This is a genomic window from Armatimonadota bacterium, from assembly GCA_016125185.1.
Classification (GTDB): domain Bacteria; phylum Armatimonadota; class Fimbriimonadia; order Fimbriimonadales; family Fimbriimonadaceae; genus Fimbriimonas.
This window is the reverse complement of record WGMG01000006.1, coordinates 1,191,842-1,215,754: the sequence shown is the minus strand read 5'-3', so window position 1 is coordinate 1,215,754 and position 23,913 is coordinate 1,191,842. Positions and strand designations below refer to the sequence as shown.

Sequence of the window (23,913 nt, the reverse complement as noted above, 5' to 3'; positions counted from 1 at the left end):
AAATGACTACGGTTGATTTTGGCGAACTGAAGAAGGGGATGCGAGCGCGAATCGCCTCGACCCCAGAGCCCAAGGATCACGTCCTCCGCTTCCACGAGATGGGACTGACACCTGGAACAGAGTTCAAAGTGGTCAAGATCGCTCCGCTCGGCGATCCCATTGAGATTGATCTGCGAGGCTACCGCTTGTGTCTGCGCAAGCTAGAAATGGCTGGATTTGAAGTCGAACTCCTGGACTAAGGCGGCTCCGAAGAGAGTTGCCTTAGTCGGGAATCCCAATGCGGGAAAGACAACTCTTTTTAATTCTCTGACCGGTTCACGGCAAAAGATCGCCAACTATCCCGGCGTCACGGTTGAGCAGGTATCGGCCGTTATTGAGATTGACGGCGCAGACACCGAATTTGTCGATGTTCCTGGTCTTTACTCCCTCGACGCCGTGTCCGAAGACGAGGCGGTGGCGGTCAGCGTCATCCATGACAAAACGATCGACCTGATTGTTTGCGTCATCGACGGATCGAACCTCGAGCGAAACCTTTTCATTTACACGCAAATCTGCGCCCTCGGCAAGCCGATGATGGTCGCCTTGACGATGGCAGACCGAGTCGAGGATAAGGGTCAGAAGGTTGATGTAGCCAAGCTATCGAAATACCTTGGCGTGCCGGTGGTGCCGATCGTTGGGCATAAGGAAAAGGGCCTAGCGACGCTGAAGGCGGCGGTGGCCGAACAACTGAAGAACCCGACGGTAGCCGGACCGGTCGTCGATCGAACCGACTCTATTCTGCCATTGAAGGACCGTCTGACCCGAATGGGGTACGACATCTCGACCGAGGAACTGAAAGAGAAGATTCTGGCGGGAGAGCCGGCGTTTGAGCACTACTTCGACGAGTTTCCCGAGCTTCGCCCCGACTTCCTGTTGGCGAAAGAGGGATTGGAGCGAATTCTGGACCCGTCGGCGCGCTACGCATGGACGGCCAAAGTGCAGAAGGACGTCGTTTCGACGATCAAGAAGCCGAAAAAGGCGGTAACGCTGACGGACAAGATCGACTTGATCCTGACTCACCGCGTCTTTGGGCTGATGATCTTTGTGGGGATCATGTACCTTGTTTTCCAGTCGATCTATACCTTTGCGACGCCGCTGATGGACTTGATCACGAACGGCTTCGCTGCGCTGGGGGACAAGCTTGGTGCGTCGCTGGAAGGCGTTCCGATTCTGAAGTCGCTGGTGGTCGATGGTATCGTGGCGGGTATCGGCAGTGTGATGGTCTTCCTGCCGCAGATTTTGATCCTGTTCTTCTTCATTGCGATGCTGGAGGGGACGGGGTATCTCGCTCGCGCCGCGTTCCTCATGGACCGCCTTTTGGGTTGGTGCGGTCTGAACGGGCGGGCGTTTATTCCGCTTTTGTCGAGCTTTGCCTGCGCGATTCCGGGGATCATGGCGGCCAGGGTGATGCCGGACGCCAAGAGCCGATTGGCGACGATTTTGGTTGCACCGCTGATGAGTTGTTCGGCGCGGCTGCCGGTGTACATGCTGATGATCGGCGCGTTCATCGAGCCGAAGTTCGGGCCGTTTTGGGCGGGTTTCACGCTGTTTGCAATGCACATGCTCGGCTTCCTGCTGGCTATTCCGGTGGTGTACTTCCTGAACCGGAAGATGCTGAAAGGGAAGCGGCTGGCGTTCTTGCTGGAGCTTCCGCCGTACCAGATGCCGAAGTGGAAGGATGTTTTCATCGCGATGGTGACGCGCGGCAAGGTGTTCGTCTCAACGGCGGGAACCACGATTTTGGTCATGTCGGTGATCATTTGGGCGGCCGGCTACTTCCCGCGCTACAACGTTCCGGCGGGCACGCCGGAAGCTCAAGCGGCCGAAATTCAGCTAGAGCATTCGGTTTTGGGCCGGTTTGGAAAGGGAATCGAGCCGGTGTTCAAGCCGGTCGGCTTCGACTGGCGGATTTCGACGGCGATCTTGAGCGCTTTTCCGGCGCGGGAGACGGTTGTGCCGTCGCTTGGCATTCTGTTCTCTTTGGGCAAGGATAACGGCGATTCGCACTTTGACCAGAGCCTCAGTGGGAAGATGACGGAGGCGAAGTGGCCGGACGGCAAGCCGCTGTTTACGCCTTGGACGGCGGTGGGACTGATGGTGTTCTTTGCGCTGTGTGCTCAGTGCCTTTCGACGCTCGCGACGGTGAAGCGGGAGACGAACTCGAGCAAGTGGGCCTGGTTCATGTTTGCGTACATGACGGCGTTTGCGTATATCGGCGCGCTGATCGTGCACCTTTTAGCGAAGCTGTTTGGCGGCGCTTAGGGTTCGATGTGCTCGGCAATCGAATCTGTCTCGTCTTCTTCTTCGATACGTGCGTGGCGAGGAATCGGTCGTTCGATTGCATTCGCAGCCGTGGCTTTTTCGGCCAATTGGAGCTTGAGGTACCGCTCTTCGGCACCGGGCGAAACGGGCCAAACCGTGTTCTCGGCCCAGTAGCTTTCGAGGAATTCGCTCCAGACGCGGTCGTAGATTCGAACGGTCTGATCGGCCAGACTGGCCCATTGGAAGTCACGGGTTAAGCGTTGTTTGGCGTTTTCGGCCATGTCGTGCGACTTCTTCGGATTATTAAGAGCTTCGCGGATGGCCCAGGCAAGCGACGATGGATCGTTGGCAAAGCTGGTGAGACCGGTCTTTTCGTGGACCACAATCTCCTTGAGCCCTCCGGCGTCGCTCGAGACGACGGGGATGCCAGCGGCCATGCCTTCGAGGGCGACGATGCCGAACGGCTCGTAGAGGCTGGGGAAGACGGCGACGTCGGCGCAGCGATAGAGCTCGTGGAGCGCGCGATTGGCGCGGAATCCGGCGAAGACGACGCGATCGCCGAGTCCGGCCCAGTCCACGAACTTTTCGAAGCGGTCACGGTGGCCACCGCCGACGATGAGGAACTTGGTCTTGGGGCGGTCGGCAAGGACGACGTGGGCGGCGTTGAGGAGGACCTGGATGCCTTTCTCGCGGACAAAGCGGCCGACGTAGATGACGATCTGCTCGTCGGGTTCGGCGTATTGTCTTCGCAGAGTTTGGCGGTCGGCTTCGTCCCAATCGAACTGGAATTTCTCGGGGTTGACGCCATTGTAAACCACATCGACTTTGTCGTAAGGGCAGTTGAAGAGACGGACGGCCTCACCGCGCATGAATTCGGAGCAGACGATGAGTCGCCAGGCTTCGTAGGTGAGCCAGTACTCTTGTTCGGCGATGTAGCGGCTGGTATCGCTGAAGATGCCGCCGTGGCGGCCCCATTCGGTGGCGTGAAGGGTGGCGACGATGGGGAGCTTGTACTCGTATTTGAGCGTTCTCGCGGCGTCGAGTGAGAGCCAGTCGTGGGCGTGGAAGACGGTGGGCTGTCCGCCCGGTCGCCAGTCTTCGAGGAGCTTTCTCACACGCCTTTCGGTGGAGAAGTTGAGGAGCTGGATCTCGTGGATGAAGTCGTTGGGGACGTCGTCGAGGTGGACTCGGTGGACGTTGACGCCGCTGGGTTCGACCTCCTCATCGGGGGCGAGAGGGGTTGATTTCGTGATGACGTGGACTTCGACGCCTTTCTTGACGAGCTCTTGGCTGAGCTCGTAGACGTGCGGACTGATGCCTCCGACGATTCGAGGCGGGTATTCCCAAGAGAGCATCATGACGCGCATGAATTTATGCTACCAGTGCGAGTGCTTCATTTACGCATTCCGGTTTTCTGAATTCGCACTCCCCCGGTTCGCTTTGCTCACCGACCCCTCCATCCGAAGGGGTATCTTGGGTTGGGGAAATAGGTTGGTGCTTGACCAGGGGCTAAAGGCTGAAGGCTAAAAGCTACTCTTCTCCCGGCCTCATTCCGTAGATCAGCTTGACCGTCATCACTTCCTTATCGAGGTTGATGTCTTTGATGAACTCGTCGACCAAGGGGATGCGGATTTCGCCGACGAGGACGACTTCATGAGCGGGGTAGTCCTCGATATCGTCCACTTCGCCGAGTTCTTCGCCCTCGACGGTGACGACCTTCAGGCCGATGAGGTCTTCGATGAGGTACTCGTCGTCGTCCATCTCGGGTTCGCCTTCGGCTTCAAGAATCTTCCACTGCAGGGTTTCGGCTTCGGACATGGTGTTGATGCCGGCGAGCTTGATGAGGGGGCGGCCCTTGTGAAATTGGGAGGCTTCGATCTTGAGGGGCTTGCCGTCCAGGAACAGGATATTGCCCTTATCGAACCGAGATTCGAAGCTGGTGATCATTTCGACCTTGACTTGCCCTCGGATGCCGAAGGCACCGACGATTCGGCCTACTGGGGTTCGCTTCGATTCACTCATTCATACATAACGAAAGCTGGACAGGCATCCTTTACCTGTCCAGCTTCGAACCATGATTGCAACCTTACTCGGTGACGATCTTGACGTACGCTTTTTCTTTGGACTTCGACGCGATCGCGCTGACCACCAAACGGATGGCGGAAATGACGCGTCCGTTCTTGCCGATTACCTTGCCTACGTCGTCTTGAGCGACGCGAACATTGAAGGTTCGCGTGTTGCCTTCGAGCACTTCGTCGATCTCCACGCTGCTGGGGGAGGCGACGATGCTCTTGACCAGTTCTTCTACAAATGGGGCGTAGCTCATGCTTATTCGGTGGCCGGAGTTTCTTCGGCGGCTACGGTTTCTTCGGCTGCGGGAGCTTCCTCAGCGGCAGGGGCTTCCTCGACGGCGGCGGCCACAGCGACCGGCTCTTCCTTCTTGGGTGCGTCGACGGCGCTCAGCTTGCTGATTGCGGCAGTCGTCTTATCGAGGAACTTGTACTTTCGCTTCTGGGCTGGTCGCTCATCCAGGAACTTGGGCAGGATGCCCAGCTTGTTCATGAGGTAAGCGGCGGTCTCCGTCGGCTCGGCTCCGTTTCGGAGCCAGTAAAGAGCGCGCTCTTCGTTAATTCGGATTTCTTTAGGCTGAGAAATGGGGTTGTAGATGCCAATGTTCTCAACTGCCGCGCTGTTGCGGCCGGCTTCACTCTTCATAACAACGACGCGATAGAACGGGCGTCCTTTGTTACCAAGTCTTTGCAGTCGGATTTTAACCATGGTTTTTTGCGTTATCGTTTGCGCTTATTAAGCTTTCCGAACCGCTGCTGCATTTTCGACATCTGCTTCATGCCTCGTCTCATTTCGTACATCTGCTTGATCAGGTGATTGACTTCTTCAACCGATGTACCACTGCCAGCCGCGATCCGCTTTCGGCGCGAACCGTTTATTATATCTGGATTTCCACGCTCTTTGAAAGTCATTGAGAGAATGATTGCCTCAGTACGGTTAATTTGCTTGTCGTCGATCTGGTCCAGAGCCTCTTCGGGAAGCTGGGCAGAGAGGCCAGGAATGAGCTTCATGACGTTCTTCATGTTGCCCATTTTCTTCATCATCTTGAAGCTTTGGAGCATCATGTTGAAGTCCATCGAGCCGGTGCCGAAGCTCTTCTCCATCGCGGCAGCGTCTTCGGCATCGAAGGCTTTCTCGACTTTTTCGATGAGGCCGAGAACGTCGCCCATGCCGAGGATGCGCTGGGCCATCCGGTCGGGGTGGAAGACGTCGAGGGCGTCGACTTGCTCGCCAATACCGGTGAAGCGGACGGGAACGCTGGTGGCCTGGCGGACACTGAGAACTGCGCCACCGCGAGTGTCGCCGTCAAGCTTAGTGAAGATTGCACCGGTGACGTTGACACGGGCATGGAAGGCTTCGGCCACATTGACGGCCTCTTGGCCGGTGGTGGCGTCAAGAACCAGGAACGACTCGTTGGGGTTGACAGCTTTGTAGATCTCTTCTAACTCGCCCATGAGCGCATCGTCGATGGTGGTTCGACCAGCGGTGTCGACGATGAGCACGTCGTTCATGAGGTACTTGCAGCGTTCGAGGGCTTCCTTGGCGATCTTGGGCGGGGGCGTGCCGTCCATTTTGGTGAAGACGGGGACGCCGACCTGCTCGCCGAGGACTTCGAGCTGTTTGACGGCGGCAGGGCGCTGGATGTCGCAGGCGGCGAGCATCGGCTTCTTGCCTTGTTCCAGGAACCACTTGGCGAGTTTGGCCGTCGTCGTGGTCTTGCCGGAGCCCTGGAGGCCGCACATGAGGATGACGGTCGGCGGGGTGGAGCCCCAATTCATCTTGACGCCTTCGCCGCCGAGCATTTCGACCAACTCGTCCTTGACGATTTTGACGATAGTTTGGTCGGCGTTGAGCGAGGAGAACAGTTCCTCGCCAATGGCGATGGCTTTGATCCGGGCAATGAATTCTTTGGCAACCGCGAAGTTGACGTCGGCTTCGAGAAGGGCTACGCGGACCTCGCGGAGCATCTCGTTGACGTCGTCCTCACTGAGGCGACCTTTGCCTCGCATCTTGGCGAAAACGCCGGAAAGTCGCCTGGTTAAGTTGTCGAACATTTAACCTTTAGTGTACCGGTGGTGAAACGTCTGAAAAATGTGGAACGAATTTACTAAGTAATCGTTCCAAAGTAGCAATGATTATTAATAAGGCTGGAGAGCAAACATCAATGAAGACAAACGCCCTATGGTTCGCAGCGGTCGCCGCCGGAGTCGCCGCCGTCGCCTATAAGTTCGTGACTAATAAGAATAAGACCGCATTGGGTCATCCCGATTCGGCTCAGACTTGGATTTCGAACGCTGAGGAACGTTTGCGTCGGATCAATCTTAAGCTTCATTCCAACGACTCGGTCGCGTAAGGCGAACCGACTAGAGGTCATTTCGTAGAGGGCCGCGTTGGCTCGCCCTGCGACGAAGGTGCTATATCAGGGCTCTATTGGGCGAATGAAGGTCAAATTGGACAATGCGGAAGCCTAAAGCTTGGCCGCAAAGGTCCCATATTAACCAAACCTTAAGGCAACAATTCCTGCTCTGAGTCGTCAAAAGGAGTATGGATAGCGCAAAAAGTTGCGATTATCGATGTCCCAAGTGTGGGATGCCAACTCGACCGGAGAGGTCGCACATGAGGTGCGAGTTCTGCGGAATCATCGAGGCTTGCTGTGAAGGAGGACCGACCGACATGCCCGGATTTGATTTTAGCGATGGCGCCCGACTGATGGCGTCCCGAGCGACAAGTCGAATATCCATCGATCAGAGCGTGTCTCGGTAACGATTTTCTGATCCCTTACAACTATTGCGCCCACAAATCAAAAAGCCCTCTAGCTCCAGGCTAGAGGGCTTTTTGTTGTACGGGGCTTAGAGTCCGCCGTCGTCTTTCTTTTCGAACGGCTTGCCGCCCATTTCCTTGAGCTTCGCCTTCTGGTTGTCGGTGAGAAGCTTGCCGAGTTCAGTGTCGAAAATCTCGCCGTTTTTCTTCATCTTGTCCTGAAGGTCTTCCCGGGTCAGTTCGCCGTCCTGCATTTTCTGGAAGAGGCCGCGCTGGGCGTCGCCCTGCATCTTGACAAGGTTCTGAATCTTCTCGTTCTGGTCGTCGGTGATGCCGAGAGCCTTAGCGACGTCCTTCTGAAGAATGGCGCGGTTTCCGGCCATTTGGACTCCGATCTGGCCGAGTCGCTTCGACTGCTCCGGCGTGAGGATCGCGTCGATTTCCTTCTTCATGTCGGCCTGCATCTTCTCCATGATCGGCTGCATCTTCTTGCGGCCCTCGTCGGTGCGCATGTCTTCGAAGCTGACACCGGCATCCTGCATCGCCTTCATGAATCGATCACGCATGGCGTTCTGATCCGTGAGCGTCGCGACCTTGTCCTTTTGGGCGTCGGTCAGAGCTAGGTCTTTCTGGACATCCTCTCGTCCGAGGAGCATGGCCGGGTTCGCGCCACCGCCAGCACCGCCCATCATAAAGCCGCCGCGCTGGGCTTGAGACATTACTGCGATTGCCAGAATCGCGATTCCGAATAACAACTTTTTCATAGTTACCTCTGCTGTTGGTTTTACTTAATTTCGAGCCAATTTCTCGTGGTTTTGAAGAAATACGGCGAAGGATTAATCCTTAGTTTCCGCCGCCCTTCTTATCGTCCTTGATTTCCTTCTTGGTGTTCTCCGGCGGGATGACCTTGTCCAACTGCTTTTGGCTCTCAGGCGAAAGCTGTTTGGTCGTATCCTGTCTCAGTTGTCGAGCTTCATCTTCGTCATGGACGATGCGCGGGGTGAGGAGAACGAGGAGTTCGGTCTTGGCTTTATCCTTCGACGTGCTCTTGAAGAGATTGCCGAGGATTGGGATGTCGCCAAGGATCGGAACCTTGTTCGTCGTCGCCGTGACCGTGCTGCGGATGATGCCGCCGAGGACGATGGTTTCGCCATTCTTAACGCTGACAACCGTGCTGGCTTCGCGCTGATTGACGATTGGCGCGTTGAAGTCCGTGTAACCCTGCAGATCGTTTGCCGTTTGGGTGACGTCCATGGTGACGTAGCCATTGGCGGTGATTCGCGGGGTGACGGTCAGAACGATACCGACATCCTGGAACGCGTAGTTGTACAGGATGTTGCCATTGTTGTCCGTTCGGCTGCTGGTCACGTACGGGATGCTCTGGCTGATGTTGATTTCAGCCTGAGTGTTGTTCGACGTAAAGATTCGCGGAGTCGAAAGGATGTTGAACTTGGTGTCGCTCTGAATCGCGTTCATGAACGAAGTCAGGTTCTTGCCACCGATGGTGTACTTGAATCCTTGAGCAGGATTGGTTGTGCTCGTGCCGAGACCGAACGTCGTTCCGATGTTGCCTTGCTGGCCCGGGACGCCGAGGTGTGCGTTATCGAGGTAGTTCCACTCGATGCCGAGCTTGTCGGAGGCGTCGAGGTTGGCTTCCACGATCGTCGTTTCGATCATGACCTGCTCGGGAATCTTGTCGAGCTGTTCAAGGATCTGCTTGATCAACGCGGCGTAGTCCGGGTTAGCGACGACGATGATCGAGTTCGTGTTCGGGTCGGCAATGGTTGTGACTTGGCCGGTGAGGTCCTGAACCGGAACCAAGCGTCCGTCTGGCGTTCGACCGGTCTGAGTCGACTGGTTCTGGGCACTGTTGCCGCCTCCAAATCCACCGCGGAACTGGAAGCCCTGGGTCGCCGAAACGCTGGTCAGGAGTTCGCCGTCCGTTGCGTTCTGGTCCTCCATTTGGAGGTACATGTTCTTCGGATCGTTCGGATTGTCGATCGAACCACCGAGATTTCGGTTGTTGTTGTTTCGGTTGTTATTGTTCGTCGTCTGCCGGTTGTTGCCGGTGTTAGCCGTACGGTTGGTGCGTCCGTTGACGCCCTGGCGTTGGCCGAACGCGTTATTGATGAGCTGGGCGACGTCGTCGGCCTTCGCATTGTTCAGCGGGAAGACGAACGTCGTGCTCTCGAAGTCGACCGGTTTGTCCAGGTCCTTGATGACGGACTGGACGACCAACTGGTTTTCGTCGGTTGCGGTGACGACCAGCGAGTTGGTGCGCGAGTCGGCGGCGACGGTGCCAAAGGATGCCTGAGTCGAGCCAAATCGAATTGCCTGCTGGAATCGATCCTGGAAGTTGCTACCGGACGAGGTGACGCCTCCCTTGCCGCGTGGAGCATTGTTGGTCAAAACGTTTTGGATCGTCGAGGCCACATCGGTTGCGGTTGCGTATTCGAGCTTATAGACCTTGGTGTGCTGCGGGTCGTCGGTTTGCTTGTCGATGGTGCGAATGACTCGCTCGACTTCCTTCTGTTCTTTGTCCGGAGCGTTGACGATGACCGAGTTCGAGAAGTCGTCGGCCGACGCGCGGATGTTGGAACCCTGGTTGTTGTTGCCGAAGGGGTTGAAACCACCGAAGTTGAAGCCGCCGCCGCCAAAGCGGTTGCCGCCTCGCCCTCCTCCTCCGCCCCGTTGGAACATGGCTTGGAACGGATTCTGTTGCTGGCCACTGGCCTGGAATACGTCGTTGACGACGCGGGCCACCTGGGTTGCGTTGGCGTACTGAATCGGATAAATCTTCAGGACCGAGTTGTTCTGATTCATGTTCTGGAACATGGAGGGGTCGAACTGGAAGCCACTATTACCTCGGTCGCCTCGGTCTCGGGTCTGCTGCTTTTGGATAACGAGCAGATCGCCGTCCTTCTTCAGGTCATAGCCCTTCAGGTTCAGGGTCTTTTCGAGAATTTGGAAACCGGTCTTGAGCGGAACTTCGCTGGCGCTGGTGAGCGTGATGCCACCGGTCAGGGAAGGGTCCTTGACGATATTAATACCGCTCGTCTTTTGAAAAATAGAAATGACGTAATCGACGTTGGCGGAATGGAAATCGAGCTTAATCTTCGTCTTCGGATTCAGCTTGATATCTTTCCAGTTATCGCTGCCGGAAGACGAAGTACTCCCGCCCCCGAAGAACGGATTATCCTGCGCAAGCGCAAGACTCGGCACCATTAAGCCGAACGCAAGGGCCAAAGCACTAATTGAGATTATTTTCATTGTTATTCCTATTTCGTCGATAGTTTCCGTTGCTGAAATTCTGAGGAGCAGCCGGGGCAGCTTCGGGGGCGGCGAAGGAGCCGTCTTGACCGATCGGTCCGCTCAAACCGCTACCATTGTCGGCGAACTGCCGTCGGTTGCGTCGATTGTTGCCATTGCCGTTACCGTTACCGTTGTTGGTTCCGCCGTTTGCCGGGTTCGCGCTGTTGTTGTTATCGATCGTAGCGGGCGGGAGTGGCGTTAGGGGTTCTTCGGGCGCCGAGGCCGTCAGTTCGTTGAACGACACCGTATGCATCATGCCGCGCGGGCCCTCGATCTCGATCGAGCCTTCATGCACGGCGACCAGTCGCATCGCCTTCCAGGTCTGGTTTGGCCGCAGGAAAACGCCGTCGCCGTTGGCTGTGTTTTCCAGAAGAGCGTTGGGCACGCCATTCACTGTCATGTTGCCGGTGTAAACCCAGGTGGTCTCGCCATTGGCTAGCAACGCCGGAATGGCGTTGGCTGCAGCAGGCCCGTTCGGGTCCTTCTTGGTGACCAGCGGCACGAAGCTGTTCTTCAGCGACGCGTCGATTGGCTGGAATTGTGCGCTTTGGTCACGTGCAGTGTAGAGATCGTCTGTCTTTTTCGATCCGCTGAAGAGCGTAATGGCTTTCTTGCCCGTCTTGGGGGCCTCGCCAGAGGGGAACAGCATGACGACGCCCACGAGAACGCCTCCGATGACGAGGAGCTTTGTGAGAGATGATTGCTGTGATTTCTTTGCGGCCATTGTCTTATTGCGGTGTTGCCATGTTGCTGTCAGAGCCCGAATTGCCGGCGCTGCCGCTGGAGAGCCCAAAGCTCTTCAGCATGGCGGACATGTCGGAGATCAGGATGGAATTGTCTTTGAGGGAGAGAAGCCGGAGGTCCTTCCACCGATCGCCAGGCTCAAGGTAGACGGATTCGCCGGTGACGGTGTTTTGGAGGAGAGCCTTGCGCTTGCCGCCCTGCCGAACGTTGCCCCGATAGGTCCAATCCTCTTCACCGGAGGTGAGGGAACTAGGAAGATAACCGGGTCGGAAGCTGCTGACGGCTTTGCCGTCGATGGAACCGAAGGACGCAATGTCGCTATCGGAAGAGTAGACGCCATTGCTGGAATTCGGCATGGAGACCCGGTAAGGGTGCTGCGATCCGCCAGCCGGCTGGTCGGTCGGGAGCATCGCGATCCCGATCAGGAACGGAACGCCGATGAAGAGAACCTTGAGGACGAGGGGATTCACTTTAGCCATTGGTCTTTGCTCCTGCAGGGGCTTGTGCAGTCTTGGCGCCAGGGGTCTGGCTGGTGGTTGCAGGGGCCTCCTTCTTGGGTTTGTCCATAAATGCGTAGAGACTGACGGTAGCGGTTACGAGATCGGATTCGCCTTCCTGGGCGGCCATCTGGACCTGTTGTACCGCTAGTTTGGCTTTGCTGTTTTGGAACGTGGACAGCATCTGGGCAACGTTCGCAAAGGAACCGTCGACGGTGAACTGGACAGGCAACTGAACCAGCGCATCGCTTTCGATGCTCTTTTGGGGTCGGAAGCTCACGAGTTTAAGGTGATTAGCCTCGGCCCCCTGACTAACCAATGTAAGCGCTGTTGGTGATACCACGTCTTCCTTATCGTTCCAACGAAACTTATCGATCATTGTTTTGTAATCGGCCTTGTTTTTCTTCGCTTCGGTGCTTCTGGCGTTCAGCTTGTTCAATTCATCCTTAGACTTCTGTCCTGCATCCTTAATATTTGGGTACTTATGGATGAAAAGTGCGACCACCGAACCAACGATCATGACGATCCCCGCGACGAAGAGCGCGCTCGTGGTTTGGTCCTTCGGATCCCTAAAATTGATCACTTCTTCTTCTTTCCTATCTCAATCATGGGGAGGTTGCCAACAGGGAATGCGGTCATGCTGAATTGAACCGTTGGGGTTCCCTCGATGTCGCCTCCATTTGCGAAGACCAGCTTAACGTCGCGGAAACGCTGTTCTTTTTGTTGGGTCAACGCCAATGCATACGCAGAAACGAGCTCTGCTTTCTTCGAAACACCGCGAATTTGTAGTTCTTTTCCTCGCTCAAAGGTGACGTTGGTGAGCCAAGTGTCCTTCGGTGTGAGAGCAGAAACTACCTTTAGTATATCGCTAACCGACTGGGGAGGCTTAAACGCCGTCTTTAATTGGTCGGCCGCCGGCTGCAGTTTCTTGGCGTCGGATTCCAGCGCTTCCACTGGCTTGGCCAGGTTCTTCACGCGCTTGGCGGCTTTCGCGTCCGCTTGAGTGAAGTTTTGATTTGCCGTCCAGTATTCATTCACGGTGAAGATCGTCAAAACTAGACCTCCGATGAAAACGATCGAAGACTGACGTTGGCGAAGCTTTCGAGACTGCTCGACGCGGGCAGTGCGATAATCCTCGGGCTCCAGGTCGATCGAAAGGTTCGATTGCGCGAACGACTCGATAAACGGGGCTCCAAGGTTTTGCTCGGAACCGTCGAGGCTGACCTTGTAGGAGAGGACCTTCGACCCGTCGCCGGTCATCGCCTTCATGCGCGACAGTTCGGTGTCGAGCGAGTGGAGCGTGACCAGCTTGGATGCCATCAGATCGCCGTAGCGATAGGCGTCAAGGTTGACAAAGTCGCCGAAGCGCTCGACGAACACGCCGGAGCTAACCGCATTCTGCTCGGCGGCCTTGATGGTGAGCGCCTGGCTGGGGACGATCTGCTGAATCTGAATGCCAAGCCGCTGGGTGATGCCAATGATTTCGGCGATGTCCGCCGTTCGGGCGGCAAAAACAATGCAGACCCGGCCATTCTCATTCTTTTCCGTGGTCGGAATATAGTCGAACGCCAACTCGGATGCCGGAATAGGGAAGACGTCGGCCAATCGCATCTTGAGGGCGATTAGAACGTCACTCCGCTGGGCATCGGGCAGAGGGATCGACCGCTGAAGGACGAGGCGGCGGGAAAGAAGCACGATGGCGGTCTTTCCACTGAGTCCGTCGAGTCCATCGAGGCTTTGGGCTTCTCTGGTTTGAGCCGTTTCGACGAAGTGCACTCGGACCCATTCGCGGTCCCACTCTATCAGCAATTGCGCACTATGCGTCTTTTGGCTCATTGTTTCTCCAGTAGGGTTGTTTCATTGGCTTCATCTTGCCAAGACCAGCGGTCCGGCATATTGGCAAAACTTGGTTGCTCCACTCGAACGACCGTCGGCGCTCCGTTCGAGATCGCGATGACGGCTTCGAGGGCGACGGTCATTCGTCCCGCCTTGCCTTCGACGCGAACGAGGAAGGATTGGGTGTTGACGGTCATGCTGTCGGCGACGGCCCCAAGGAAGGTGGTGTCGCCCGAGACGCTGAGCAGATCGCTGAGCTGTTGATAGCCGTCAGTGGGGCGGTTGTCCACGATCTGATTGGCGATGTCTTGGGTGACGCCCGGGATGTAGCTGAGCGTCTCCGCCTTGGCGGTGTTGATGTTGACGTGTCCCTCGATTCGCGGTGCGGCCGTCGTTGTCATGCGGTCCAAAATGCCGCGGATGGCCTGCTGGTTGCCCTGGACGCCGGGCACTGCGATCACCTGGCTGAGGCGGTCGAACTGCTGATTGGCGCGGGCGTTCTTGGCGTTGATGATCGCGGTGGCCGTTTGCAGCGGAATCTGGGCGCGTTGGGCAAGCTGTTGGTCGGTCAGGCCCTGCTGGTTGATGTTGACCTTACCGTTTCCGTCGGGATCGGTGGTAGCGCTGTAGCAACTGAGGCCGAGAATGTCGCTGAGCGGGCTCTCGGGCTGGTTGTTGTTGGTCGTTCGGCCCGTGTTAACCGTGTTGCTCTGGATCTGGTAGAGCGTGTCCGGGGTCCAGCCGCGCACCATCAGGAGTTCGTTGACGGTTTGGAACAGACCTTCGCGAGCATTGTAGGGCTTGCTGAGGTTGTTATAGTAGTCGTCCTTTGCGCCTTCGGCTCGGGCAGTGGTGTTGCCAGCCTCTCGCCAATCGAGGAAGCTGTCGATCTGCTCCTGGGTCAGCGGAAGGTTGTTCAGAGTCGCCTCGTCGATGGTGTTGATGTCGAGGAAGCTGGCGTTGTCGAGAATCTGGAGCCGGAACGACTCATTGCCGATAACGAAGTAGTCGGCTCCATCGTTGCCGAGCGTAGCCCAGTCGCCGTCAAGGGTGACGGGGTCCTGGGGAGAGTCGGCGATGGTCTGCAGGTACGACAGCGCGTACTGGATGCCGGCTTCGGCGGCCATTCTGGCGCGTCGCTGCTCACTCCGGTTGGCGGTGGTACGGACGGCATCGCTCTGGTTGGCGGCGTAAATCGCCACGCCGGTAAGGACGCCGACTAAGATGCCGAGCACTACGATCATGACCACGCCTCGCTGCCTCGTTCTCATTGGTTTGTGTCTCCAGTGGTCACGGGGTTTTCGGGGGTCACATCGCTATGGATGAGCCGGACGACGAAGGTGTGGTCCGCATTATCGTTCTTGCGTCGGTAAGTGATTCGGATGGCAGACGGCAGACGTGGCGTGTTGTCGGCTTGGGTGTCCCACGTGGTTTCCCACTCCGTGCCGTTGTAGAATTCGTAACTGATCGACTCGATGTCGGGATCGAGGACCGTTTGGTAGCCGCCTTGCGTGTAGTCGCCATCGGCAGGCGTTTGGTGGCGAAGGTAGAGGCCGGTGGCCGAGTCGCCAGGGCTATCGCCGATCGGCGTGAGGCCCAGTTCGTATTCGGTGAGACCGCCTTCGGGACCGTAAGTATCGTTCAGCGTTTCGAAATCGTCGTTGGAGGCTATGACCTCGGACGGAACCCGAGGGCTGAGAGCGGTGAAGACGAGATCGCTGGGGTCTTGAGCCTGACCGGCCGTCGACTGGCTGAGGTCGGTGCCGCCCCGGAAATAGGAAGCGGTGTCGGTCGCCTCGGAAGACAAGTAAGCATTTTCGAGAATCGAACGCAGACGATCTTCGAAAAGGGCTTCCCGAGTGTAGGCAACGCGGCTTTCCTTGGCGTGGTTGGTGTGCTGGATGGCGGTGGCGACCATCGTCGTCGAGGCACCTAAAATAATCGCCATGCAAAGCAGGACGACCATGAGTTCAAGGAGGGTGATACCGCGTCGCATCATCCGGTACCTCCCGTTGCGCCAGTGCCGCTGGTTGTGGAGTCCGGCGGGACGAAGAGCAGGGTCGAGACTTCAGCGCTCGGGTCGCTGACCGTGCCATTGTCTTTCTCAATCGTGAGGCGGACGGTGTAGATATTCTCCGTACCGCTCGCGGCCACTTCGAGGGTCCACTTGAGATCTGGCTCACCGTAATCCTCCAGCGTGCCTTCAGTCTGCTGGTTGACGACGTCGCCGAGACCGAGAATCTCGTGCAACTTTTCGACGGCTAGAAGGTTCATCTTCTCGCTCTGCCGGGCTCGCACCTCGGTGTTGCTCATGGAAGAAAGGGCACCCATACCCATACTGATGCCGACGGCGAGGATCGCCGTGGCAACCGCGACCTCGAGCAACGTGAAGCCGCGACGGCTTCGCCGCTTATTGCGTTCGTTGTTCAAGATTGCCTGCCTCCCATTCTACTGGCGTGTCGTTTTGGTCGAGCGAGCCGCGCTTGACCTCGATCGTTCCGTTCTGCGTGACCTTGAGATAGACGGGGGCGTCGTCGGCAGTGAACTGAACCGACTTGCTTTCGGCGGTGCCATCGGCGAAGAACTTGATGTCCATGTCGCTGGTCGTCGTGCCGTCGGCATTCCGGACTTCGGTAACCGACCATCCAGATCCAAGGCTGGTGTTCGAGCCTTGCCCACCTGAGTCGGAACTGGAAGTCGCCGAATTGTTGGAGTCCCCGGTCTGGTCGTCCATGCTTTCCTGCACAACGAGGCTCTGGTTCACGCTGTCGAACGTGAGTTCGTAGGTGTTGCCGGTCGTGATCGCCTCGTTCTTTGCCTTGTTCGCGGCGGTTTCGATCGATTGGATGGCCCGTTGGAATTGAAAGCCCGCGTTGTTGTTTTGCTGACGACCAATGACGATGCTGGCAATCACGACCAGAACGACCGTGATAATGAGCATCTCTATGAGGGTGTATCCCTTATAAGTCATGGCAATCGGCAAAGCGGTTTCTATCTTTTAGAGGTCGAGGTTGGTGATGTCGTCGTCGGTACCGTTCTGCTTGTCCGGTCCGTCGGTGGAAAGCAGGAAGCTGTCGGCCGTGGTGCCGGGGAAGAGGTACTGATAGTCCATCTGCCAAGGATCGACCGGGACTTTGTCCAGGTATGGACCTTTCCATCCGGTGGCGTCGGACGGCTGGGAAACGAGCGCGTTCAGACCTTCTTCCGTAGTGGGGAAGCGATCGCAATCCAGGCGGAACTGCTGCAGAAGCGATGAGAGGCGGGCGATCTGAGACTTCGCCGCGCCAATCTTGGCCGTTTCTGCGTTCTGCTGGACCTTCGGAACGACCAGTGCGGCAAGAACGGCAATGATCAGAACGACGACCATCAATTCGATAAGGGTGAAACCTCGTCGACGATTGGCTCTGGTATGGGCTTTCATGTTTTTCACTGTGTGTACGGTTTTATTTGATGTACTGAGATGCGGTCATGATGGGGAGCAGGACGCTGATGACGACGAACGCCACGAAGCTTCCCATGGTTAAAACGATAATGGGCTCGACGAGTGCGGTTGCCCGTCGCAGTCCGTTGTCGACTTCGAAGTCGAGGGCGTCGGATACCCGGTTCAACATATATGGCAGGTTGCCGGTTTCCTCACCGATGGCCACCATGTGGGTGAGGACGGGTGGGAAGGCTCCGGCATCGCGCATGGCTTCGGCGATGGCTTTACCTTCGCGAACGTCGGACTTGACTTGCTCGGCGCTCTTCTTGAAGACGCGATTGCCAGATGCGGTTCCGGCGAGTTCGATGGCATCGAGGATGGCGACGCCGCCAAAGACGAGGGTTCCAAGCACGCGGGCGAAGCGGGAGACGGTGCCTTTGAGAATGATCTTGCCGAGAACCGGAAGGCGCATGGCCAGACCGTCTCGGGTGTAGGCTCCCGCCTCGGTGGCGACCCAGAGTCGGTACAGAACCACCACGCCAGCAATGCCGCCAACGATGACCATCCAGCGGTTGGAAACGAAGTCGGATATCTCCAGCAGCAGCTTCGTCGATCCCGGCAGGTTCGTGCCTTGGGCGGCGAACTGGTCGGACAGCTTCGGAATAACAAAGACGAGAATGAAGACGACGACGAAGACGGCGACGAACGCGAGGATGCTGGGGTAGATCAACGACGAAACGACTTGCGACCGTCGGGCGACTTCGTTCTCTTGGAATTCGGCAAGTCGTCCGGCGACTTCGGCGAACTGCCCGGACTGCTCACCGGCTTCGAGAGTCGAAGTGAAAATGTCAGGGAACGTCTTCGGGTGCTTGGCAAGCGCGGAGCTGACACTGGAACCGCCGCGGACGTCGTGCAGGACTTCCTCAGCGAGGTCGGTTAGCTGTTGGTTCTCGGACTGCTCGGCGACAACCTGTAACACGCGGTCGAGCGGGAGACCAGCGTCGGCGAGGTCGGCCATTCGGCGGGTGAAGAGGGCAACGTCGCTTCGGCTCGGCTTGCCGGTCGCCTTCTTTTCGGCCTGCTCTCGGCTAAATCCTTCGCGGGCGGCTCGCTCGCCGATCTCGATGAGATACGCGCCATTGGCGGTGACCTGTGCCACCGCGCCATCGCGGGTTTTGGCCTCCACGAACCCAGTCTTTCGCTGCCCCGATGGTTCGAGGATCGTGTAAGCGAAAGTTGCCAATTAAAGCTCCTCCCTCTGAACCACGCGGAGGATTTCTTTGGCGGTCGTTTTGCCAGCCAAAACGTTCAGTTTGCCGTCGGTAAGGAGGGTGCGGAGACCTTGGTGCTGAATCGCATAGCTCTTCAGTTCATTCGAGGAGCGTCGATCGACGATCATCTTCTTCAGAGGTTCGTCGATGACGAAGAGTTCGTACAGACCTTGTCGGCCCTTGAAGCCGGTGTTGTTACACTTCGGACAGCCTTTGCCTTCCTTGAAGGTGCCGGTCTTGAGCTCGTCGGGGGTGATGCCGAGGGCTTCGACCAGTTCATAGGGAGGCGGCTCAGTCGGTTCGGAGCAGAACGGACAGTTACGGCGGACCAGTCGCTGGGCGATGACGCCGATCAGGGAGGACGAGACCAAGAACGGCTCGACGCCCATATCAAGAAGTCGGGTGACCGCGCCAGGTGCATCGTTGGTGTGCAGGGTGCTGAAGACCAAGTGGCCAGTCAGCGATGCGTGAATCGCGATGTCGGCGGTTTCATGGTCGCGGATTTCACCCACCATGATGACGTCGGGGTCTTGTCGGACGATGGAGCGAAGGCCGGAGGCAAAGGTCAGGCCGATATTGGCTCGAACCTGCATCTGGCTGATGCCGGGCACCTGGTACTCGACCGGGTCTTCGACAGTGATGATATTGGTGGTTGGCGACCAGATCTCCTGGAGCGAGGCGTACAGCGTAGTCGACTTACCGGCACCGGTCGGGCCGGTGGCGAGGATGATGCCGTACGGTTGGGAGATGACCTTACGGAATCGAGCGAGTACGTCCGGGGCGACACCGAGTTCTTCCAGGCCCAGCATGGCCGTACCTTTATCGAGAATACGCATGACCGCGCGCTCGCCGAAGACGGTGGGCAGGATCGAAACACGAACGTCGATCTGGCGGCTGGCGATGGTGAGCTTAATGCGGCCATCCTGCGGGAGTCGGCGCTCGGCGATGTTCATCTCGCCCAGAATCTTGATACGGGAGATGAGGGCGGCATGCATCCGCTTCGGCGGGCGCATGATCTCTTGGAGCATGCCGTCCACGCGGTATCGAACCTTGACTTCGCGCTCGTAGGCCTCGATGTGGATGTCCGATGCGCCGTCCTTGACTGCCTGCGCAAAGATGAGGTTGATCATCTGGACGACGGCGGTTTCGCCCGCCATCTTGGTGAGGTCGGCAAGGTCGGTAACGTCTTCGCCGTCGGCCAACGCGGTCTCGGTTTCCTGACCGCCGGAAAGCTGGCTGAGAATCTTTTCCAGGTAGACCTCGTCGATCTTCTCCTTGAGCTGATTGGCATCGGCCATCACCGGTTCGATCGGTTTCTGAAGCAGGACTTCGAGGTCTTGCAGGGCCGCCAACGACTCGATGCTGCCGATGGCGACGACGACTTTTCGGTTGGTGTTTTCCAGCGGGAGGACCTGATTCTTTCGGGCGAATTCACCGGGAACGAGGTCAACGATTGCGTCGTCAATTCGTCTTCCTTCGAGGTTAATCGTCTCGAAAGGCGAAACGTGGCCGTTCTCAGTTAAGTTCATAAAAGGTTCTTTTTCCTCGTCGTCCTACCGGATTCAAAGCGTTAGACAGTTTTGAATAACGCAACAAAGTTCGCATTGTTCGCCATGGTGGAGGCGATTGATGTGAATTTTGAATGATGTTGGCTCTACTTTCCTGCATGGGAATGAAATTCCTATGAAGTGGGGTCGTAAACCGTTGGAAATCCGGCTGGATTGCCGGGTCTCTCCCTCTATCTTACTGTTCGTTGGCAGACAGGTGACGGGTGTCGTCGTAGGTCTCCAGGACCCAGACATCCTGATCCCAACGCAGGGTGGTGACGGAGGCGTTAGCGAAGCTGAAACTGCGACTGGATTCGACCGGCGCACCGACCAAGTGGCAGAGCAGAACTTCGTCGGTCATCCCGTGGGTGAAGACGGCCACGTCTTGGTCGTCGGGTAGAAGGCGAGTGAATTCGATGACCCGAGCCATCACATCGTAAGCGCTCTCGACACCCATCGGGCGGGCACGATAGCGGCTCTCGCCGGTGCGGTGGATTTCATCGTCGAAAGCCTGTCGGAGGGCCGAGATCGGAGCATCTTCGAGTTTGCCGAGGGATCGCTCGCGCAGGAGTTCGGTCCGCTGAATCTCGACGCTCTTGAGTAGGGAAGTGGGCAATGCAGTCGAGACGGCCCGGCGGAGATCGCTGGAAAAGATGGCATCCAGATTCCGGGAGGCGAAATAGCCCGCTAAGGCCTCGGCTTGTTGGAGGCCGATCTCGTCAAGTTCGACATCGGTCCACCCTTGGCATCGCGACTCGACATTGTGGGCGGTTTGGGCGTGGCGGACGAGGTAGAGCCTCACCTCCTCATTGTATCGTCAACCAAGGTCCCAGCCGCGTTGCAATGCCGGGGGACCTATGAGAGAAAATAGGACTTCATGTCTGCGATCCTTTCTCTTACCGCACTTCTTGTCATGGGACCTCAGCCCGTTCCGGTCAAAGTCGATGGCTATCGACACACCTTGGTCCTTCTTTCGAATGGGGAATTGATCGGTTGGGGACGACCGGATATGGGGCAACTTGGCCCGATCGCGGCAATCCCGATTGGCTACTACGGATCAAAGGGCATCGTTCACATCAAACTTCCCAAGAAGGCAAAGGATATCGCGGCAGGATACGAGACGTCGGTTGCCGTTCTGGAAGACGGAACCGTGATGACTTGGGGCGTGGATACGGCCAACTTCATGGGAGGGGCGACCCTGCCCAAAGGCAACGCGGGGAGCGAGGTTCCGCTTCCGGTTCCCGGCTTGGATCACGTCGTAAAGGTTGCCGCGTTTGGGAGTACCTTCCTGGCGGTCAAGGATAACGGAGATGTGTACCGGTGGGGATCGCAATCTCCTTTCGGCGATGGACGTGTGCCGACCAAGATTCCCGGGTTAGAGAACATTGTCGATGTGTCGGTTAAGTCCGGTTGTATGGCGCTGGACAAGTCGGGACATGTCTTTACTTGGGGTGGCATGGACTGGACAGGAATGCTTGGCCGGTTGGATAACTCGGACGGAGTGGGCATGGTGAAGGGACTCGACAATGTGAAGTCCATCGCGGCGGGCAACAGCATGTGCATGGCGGCGAAGAAGGACGGGACGGTCTGGACTTGGGGTTCCAACTTTCAGGCTCAGCTTGGCACTGGTAAGCGAACGGAGCAGGCGGTGCGCGGTGGGATGAGTAACGACATTCGAGTCCAGCCCAAGCAGGTTCCTGGCATCAAGAATGCCGTCGCAGTGAGCAGTTCCAGCGGCGGGTTCGGCTACGCCCTCCTGAGCAATGGCACGGTGAAGGGTTGGGGTAACGGCCAGTTGGGTCAGATGACCAGCCGCTCGAACAGTGGTTATTTCGAGTCGCCGACTACGATCAATCTGGCGAACGTAAAGGACGTCTGGGGCTTGGGAATGAACGGCTACGCCCTCAAGAGCGATGGCAGTTTTTGGGTTTGGGGTGACAACTTTCAGGGCGGATTCCCGCTCGCCAAGGTCACGACCATACCGACACGGATTAGCCTCAAATAGGCCCTTCGCTCTAGCCCCCGTAGGGCCTTGGTCACGGCTTCGCAGTGCCGAAAGTCACGAATTTCCAACCCTTAATCGAAGGCACTATTGACCTTTGATAGAGTGAGGTTGTCAATGTCCCCAGCAAATTTGCTGGGTGGGTTGGATTGGAGATTCAAATGGCACAAAAAATCGACGACACTTTGGTCGCGCAGGAGCCGTATTCGGTTCCGGATTGCGGTTGTGGGGATAAGGAATGCTTGGGACCGGACCCGGTTCCGTGGCTGTCCTGGAAGCACTGCTTCAAATTCTATGAGTTTCGAATGGGAGCGATCCCAATCGACCGAGAACTGGCCGCCAAGCTCCACCTGGAGCGGTTGGTGGTGAGGATCCGTTACGAGCATGCGTTCTGCCTGCTCGGCAGGAAACAAGGGCCGATCATCCATAGCCTGACGCTGTTGCCGAAAGAAGAGATTCGCATCTACGAATACGACCGATACCGAAGGGCAACGTCGGAATCGGCGCGGTTCAGCACGCGGTCTTCTTTCTACTCGCTGACGCAGAACGTTCAGGATTCGTACAACAGCACCAAAACCGACGCGGGAGCATCCGTGAGCGCGAAGAGCACTGTCTCTGCGGAGGCTGGCGGTGGGCTCAATCTTGGCATCATCAACATCGGTGGCGGAGCCTCGACATCGACAAGCGTGAGTTCTAGCGCCTTCTTCGACATCTCGCACGTCAGTCAGTCGTTCAGTCATGTGGCGCATACCAGTTCGCTCGCGGTGGAGACCGAGCGCTCGATCGTGGTGAGCACGTTCGAGGACCGCGAGAGCGTGAGTTCGACAGCGCGGACTCTTCGCAACGACAACGACTGCAGGGCAGTGACTTATTACGTCCGCCGGGTCTTCGAGGTGTATCAGCTCACCACTGAGATCGTGGGGATCGAGGCGCAGATTGGCAACCAATGGATCGATCTCTCCGCGGCACCGGCCGAGATTCAGGACGTCGTGAAGAGGTTTTTGGACAAGGTCAAAATCGGACTCAACCACGACCCGAAAGTTGAAATTGCGCTCCCGACCGACGGACTGCTGTACGAGGCTGAGCAAGCACACTGCTGTTCGTGCGAGTGCGAACGCGAGGCGAAGACCAGGCTCGAACTCGAAAAGCTTCAGTTGGAAAACTTGAACCTGCGGCTGGAGGCCGACAGAAGGCAGAAGCGGTTGGACGCGGGAGATTTGGACGCTTTTGAGGTCGTCGCGCCTGCACCACCCGGTCCATAAAAGACGACCGACCCTGCCCACGACCACGGTAAGGAACCCTAACGCTCCCTGTTGCCCTTCATGGGGGCTTAGGGCCGTGGTCCAAAGAACAAGCGGCCGGATCGAGACCGGGCCGCTTGTTCCATAGTTGCGTCTAATTCTTTCGGCGTCGAAGCATGACCAAAGCGCCAAGTCCGAGAACGGCGAAGGATGCTGGTTCCGGAACGGGGCTAGCCGTGCCGATTCCCATGCTGACGTCGTGAGTAGCCGCAGACAGGCCCAAGCCGACCTCAACGTAGCTGCTTACATGGTCGCAGACTGGAGACCCAACGCCGTTCGCGCCAGAGGTGGTTGTAAGTGCCGCAACAAACGCTGGGCTAGTCGAGACTACGGCCATTCCGAGGAAGTAGTCGCCACCGTTCGTGAGGGCTACGGGCGAGATGTCGGCCGTCATCGTATAAAGGTCGACGACTCCCGTATTCATCCAATCGCCCAGATCGATTAGGTTCGCGTTTGCCGTACCGGAAGCGACAAGGGTTCCCATGTCGCCGGTGCTTGCATTCATTCCTTCGCGGATCTCCCAATTGACTTGCGAGAATAGGTTAGAGGCGATCATCGTACCCATGATCGAGCCGGCGTTCTCCGAAGAGTTCCAGGTGAAGTTTTCGTACTGAATGAATTCTTCGTTCGTGCCATTCACCCCTTGCACGGCATAATAGCCGCCCTGCTCATCGTCGTCGCCGTTGTACCAAACTGGCGTTGCAAACGCCGCGCTGCTGAGGAGCGCCAAGGCTCCAATACTTGCTACCTTCATGTTAAAAATCCTTCGCTTCTCAATAGAAGCGACGACCCATTATCTCAAACTGCCGATAAAGATGCCAGCGAAACGCGCTGACAGATGTCCCTTCCCG

General features: G+C 57.2%; 25 protein-coding genes. 5 read left to right on the top strand and 20 right to left on the bottom strand.

Going from position 1 to position 23,913, the window contains the following annotated elements; genetic code table 11:
* Nucleotides 1–2 precede the first annotated feature (2 nt).
* Nucleotides 3–239, top strand: a complete 237-nt coding sequence (locus tag GC165_13690) for a hypothetical protein (protein MBI1333921.1) — start codon at nucleotides 3–5, stop codon at nucleotides 237–239.
* Entirely contained in the window at nucleotides 211–2,301 is a 2,091-nt protein-coding gene (gene feoB, locus GC165_13685) for a ferrous iron transport protein B (GenBank protein ID MBI1333920.1), read from the top strand. Before GC165_13690 ends, feoB begins: the two co-directional genes overlap by 29 nt.
* On the opposite strand, the gene GC165_13680 is transcribed toward feoB, so the two are convergent.
* The 5 genes from GC165_13680 to GC165_13660 all read right to left on the bottom strand — a co-directional run bounded on the left by GC165_13680 (nucleotide 2,298) and on the right by GC165_13660 (nucleotide 6,425).
* Complete coding sequence (locus GC165_13680; protein MBI1333919.1) at nucleotides 2,298–3,668, bottom strand: glycosyltransferase; 1,371 nt, start codon at nucleotides 3,666–3,668, stop codon at nucleotides 2,298–2,300. The two genes, feoB and GC165_13680, sit on opposite strands and share 4 nt — an antisense overlap.
* 163 nt (nucleotides 3,669–3,831) lie before the next feature.
* Nucleotides 3,832–4,323: a 16S rRNA processing protein RimM gene (rimM, locus tag GC165_13675; GenBank protein MBI1333918.1), complete on the bottom strand. Its 492-nt coding sequence runs from the start codon at nucleotides 4,321–4,323 to the stop codon at nucleotides 3,832–3,834.
* Between the two features lie 64 nt (nucleotides 4,324–4,387).
* Nucleotides 4,388–4,627 carry a KH domain-containing protein gene (locus GC165_13670; GenBank protein MBI1333917.1) on the bottom strand — a complete coding sequence of 80 codons (240 nt, stop codon included), beginning with the start codon at nucleotides 4,625–4,627 and terminating at the stop codon, nucleotides 4,388–4,390.
* A gap of 2 nt (nucleotides 4,628–4,629) precedes the next feature.
* The gene (rpsP, locus tag GC165_13665; protein MBI1333916.1) at nucleotides 4,630–5,079 is read right to left on the bottom strand and encodes a 30S ribosomal protein S16; all 450 of its coding nucleotides are present in this window, start codon (nucleotides 5,077–5,079) and stop codon (nucleotides 4,630–4,632) included.
* An 11-nt stretch (nucleotides 5,080–5,090) separates the two neighbouring features.
* Nucleotides 5,091–6,425: a signal recognition particle protein gene (locus tag GC165_13660; GenBank protein ID MBI1333915.1), complete on the bottom strand. Its 1,335-nt coding sequence runs from the start codon at nucleotides 6,423–6,425 to the stop codon at nucleotides 5,091–5,093.
* Between the two features lie 110 nt (nucleotides 6,426–6,535).
* Here GC165_13660 and GC165_13655 point away from each other — a divergent pair, with 110 nt between their 5' ends.
* Complete coding sequence (locus tag GC165_13655; protein MBI1333914.1) at nucleotides 6,536–6,724, top strand: hypothetical protein; 189 nt, start codon at nucleotides 6,536–6,538, stop codon at nucleotides 6,722–6,724.
* A 496-nt stretch (nucleotides 6,725–7,220) separates the two neighbouring features.
* On the opposite strand, the gene GC165_13650 is transcribed toward GC165_13655, so the two are convergent.
* The 14 genes from GC165_13650 to GC165_13585 form a co-directional block, all read right to left on the bottom strand.
* On the bottom strand, nucleotides 7,221–7,895 hold the full coding sequence (locus tag GC165_13650) for a hypothetical protein (GenBank protein MBI1333913.1): 675 nt from the start codon (nucleotides 7,893–7,895) through the stop codon (nucleotides 7,221–7,223).
* A gap of 79 nt (nucleotides 7,896–7,974) precedes the next feature.
* Complete coding sequence (locus tag GC165_13645) at nucleotides 7,975–10,401, bottom strand: hypothetical protein (GenBank protein MBI1333912.1); 2,427 nt, start codon at nucleotides 10,399–10,401, stop codon at nucleotides 7,975–7,977.
* Nucleotides 10,382–11,167, bottom strand: coding sequence for a hypothetical protein (locus GC165_13640; GenBank protein ID MBI1333911.1), 786 nt, complete (start codon nucleotides 11,165–11,167; stop codon nucleotides 10,382–10,384). The genes GC165_13645 and GC165_13640 overlap by 20 nt, the downstream gene beginning before the upstream one ends.
* Before the next feature lie 4 nt (nucleotides 11,168–11,171).
* Nucleotides 11,172–11,666: a hypothetical protein gene (locus tag GC165_13635; protein ID MBI1333910.1), complete on the bottom strand. Its 495-nt coding sequence runs from the start codon at nucleotides 11,664–11,666 to the stop codon at nucleotides 11,172–11,174.
* Entirely contained in the window at nucleotides 11,659–12,204 is a 546-nt protein-coding gene (gene pilO, locus GC165_13630) for a type 4a pilus biogenesis protein PilO (protein MBI1333909.1), read from the bottom strand. The genes GC165_13635 and pilO overlap by 8 nt, the downstream gene beginning before the upstream one ends.
* 59 nt (nucleotides 12,205–12,263) lie before the next feature.
* Nucleotides 12,264–13,520, bottom strand: a complete 1,257-nt coding sequence (locus GC165_13625; protein ID MBI1333908.1) for a hypothetical protein — start codon at nucleotides 13,518–13,520, stop codon at nucleotides 12,264–12,266.
* A complete protein-coding gene (locus GC165_13620; GenBank protein MBI1333907.1) occupies nucleotides 13,517–14,791 on the bottom strand; it encodes a hypothetical protein in 1,275 nt (424 codons plus the stop codon). Before GC165_13620 ends, GC165_13625 begins: the two co-directional genes overlap by 4 nt.
* A complete protein-coding gene (locus GC165_13615) occupies nucleotides 14,788–15,519 on the bottom strand; it encodes a hypothetical protein (protein MBI1333906.1) in 732 nt (243 codons plus the stop codon). Before GC165_13615 ends, GC165_13620 begins: the two co-directional genes overlap by 4 nt.
* A complete protein-coding gene (locus tag GC165_13610) occupies nucleotides 15,516–15,953 on the bottom strand; it encodes a prepilin-type N-terminal cleavage/methylation domain-containing protein (protein ID MBI1333905.1) in 438 nt (145 codons plus the stop codon). The genes GC165_13615 and GC165_13610 overlap by 4 nt, the downstream gene beginning before the upstream one ends.
* Nucleotides 15,931–16,461 (bottom strand): hypothetical protein, encoded by a 531-nt coding sequence (locus GC165_13605; protein MBI1333904.1) that lies wholly within the window; start codon nucleotides 16,459–16,461, stop codon nucleotides 15,931–15,933. The genes GC165_13610 and GC165_13605 overlap by 23 nt, the downstream gene beginning before the upstream one ends.
* Nucleotides 16,462–16,518: 57 nt before the next feature.
* A complete protein-coding gene (gene gspG / locus GC165_13600) occupies nucleotides 16,519–16,941 on the bottom strand; it encodes a type II secretion system protein GspG (protein ID MBI1333903.1) in 423 nt (140 codons plus the stop codon).
* Nucleotides 16,942–16,963: 22 nt separating this feature from the next.
* A complete protein-coding gene (locus GC165_13595) occupies nucleotides 16,964–18,184 on the bottom strand; it encodes a hypothetical protein (protein MBI1333902.1) in 1,221 nt (406 codons plus the stop codon).
* Nucleotides 18,185–19,741 (bottom strand): type II secretion system protein GspE, encoded by a 1,557-nt coding sequence (locus GC165_13590; GenBank protein ID MBI1333901.1) that lies wholly within the window; start codon nucleotides 19,739–19,741, stop codon nucleotides 18,185–18,187.
* Nucleotides 19,742–19,955: 214 nt separating this feature from the next.
* Nucleotides 19,956–20,561, bottom strand: coding sequence for a hypothetical protein (locus tag GC165_13585; GenBank protein ID MBI1333900.1), 606 nt, complete (start codon nucleotides 20,559–20,561; stop codon nucleotides 19,956–19,958).
* A gap of 75 nt (nucleotides 20,562–20,636) precedes the next feature.
* Between GC165_13585 and GC165_13580 the strand changes: the two genes are divergently transcribed.
* A complete protein-coding gene (locus GC165_13580; protein MBI1333899.1) occupies nucleotides 20,637–21,764 on the top strand; it encodes a hypothetical protein in 1,128 nt (375 codons plus the stop codon).
* Between the two features lie 158 nt (nucleotides 21,765–21,922).
* Nucleotides 21,923–23,023 carry a hypothetical protein gene (locus GC165_13575; GenBank protein MBI1333898.1) on the top strand — a complete coding sequence of 367 codons (1,101 nt, stop codon included), beginning with the start codon at nucleotides 21,923–21,925 and terminating at the stop codon, nucleotides 23,021–23,023.
* Nucleotides 23,024–23,156: 133 nt separating this feature from the next.
* Here GC165_13575 and GC165_13570 read toward each other — a convergent pair whose 3' ends face one another.
* Entirely contained in the window at nucleotides 23,157–23,816 is a 660-nt protein-coding gene (locus GC165_13570; GenBank protein MBI1333897.1) for a PEP-CTERM sorting domain-containing protein, read from the bottom strand.
* Between the last annotated feature and the right edge of the window lie 97 nt (nucleotides 23,817–23,913).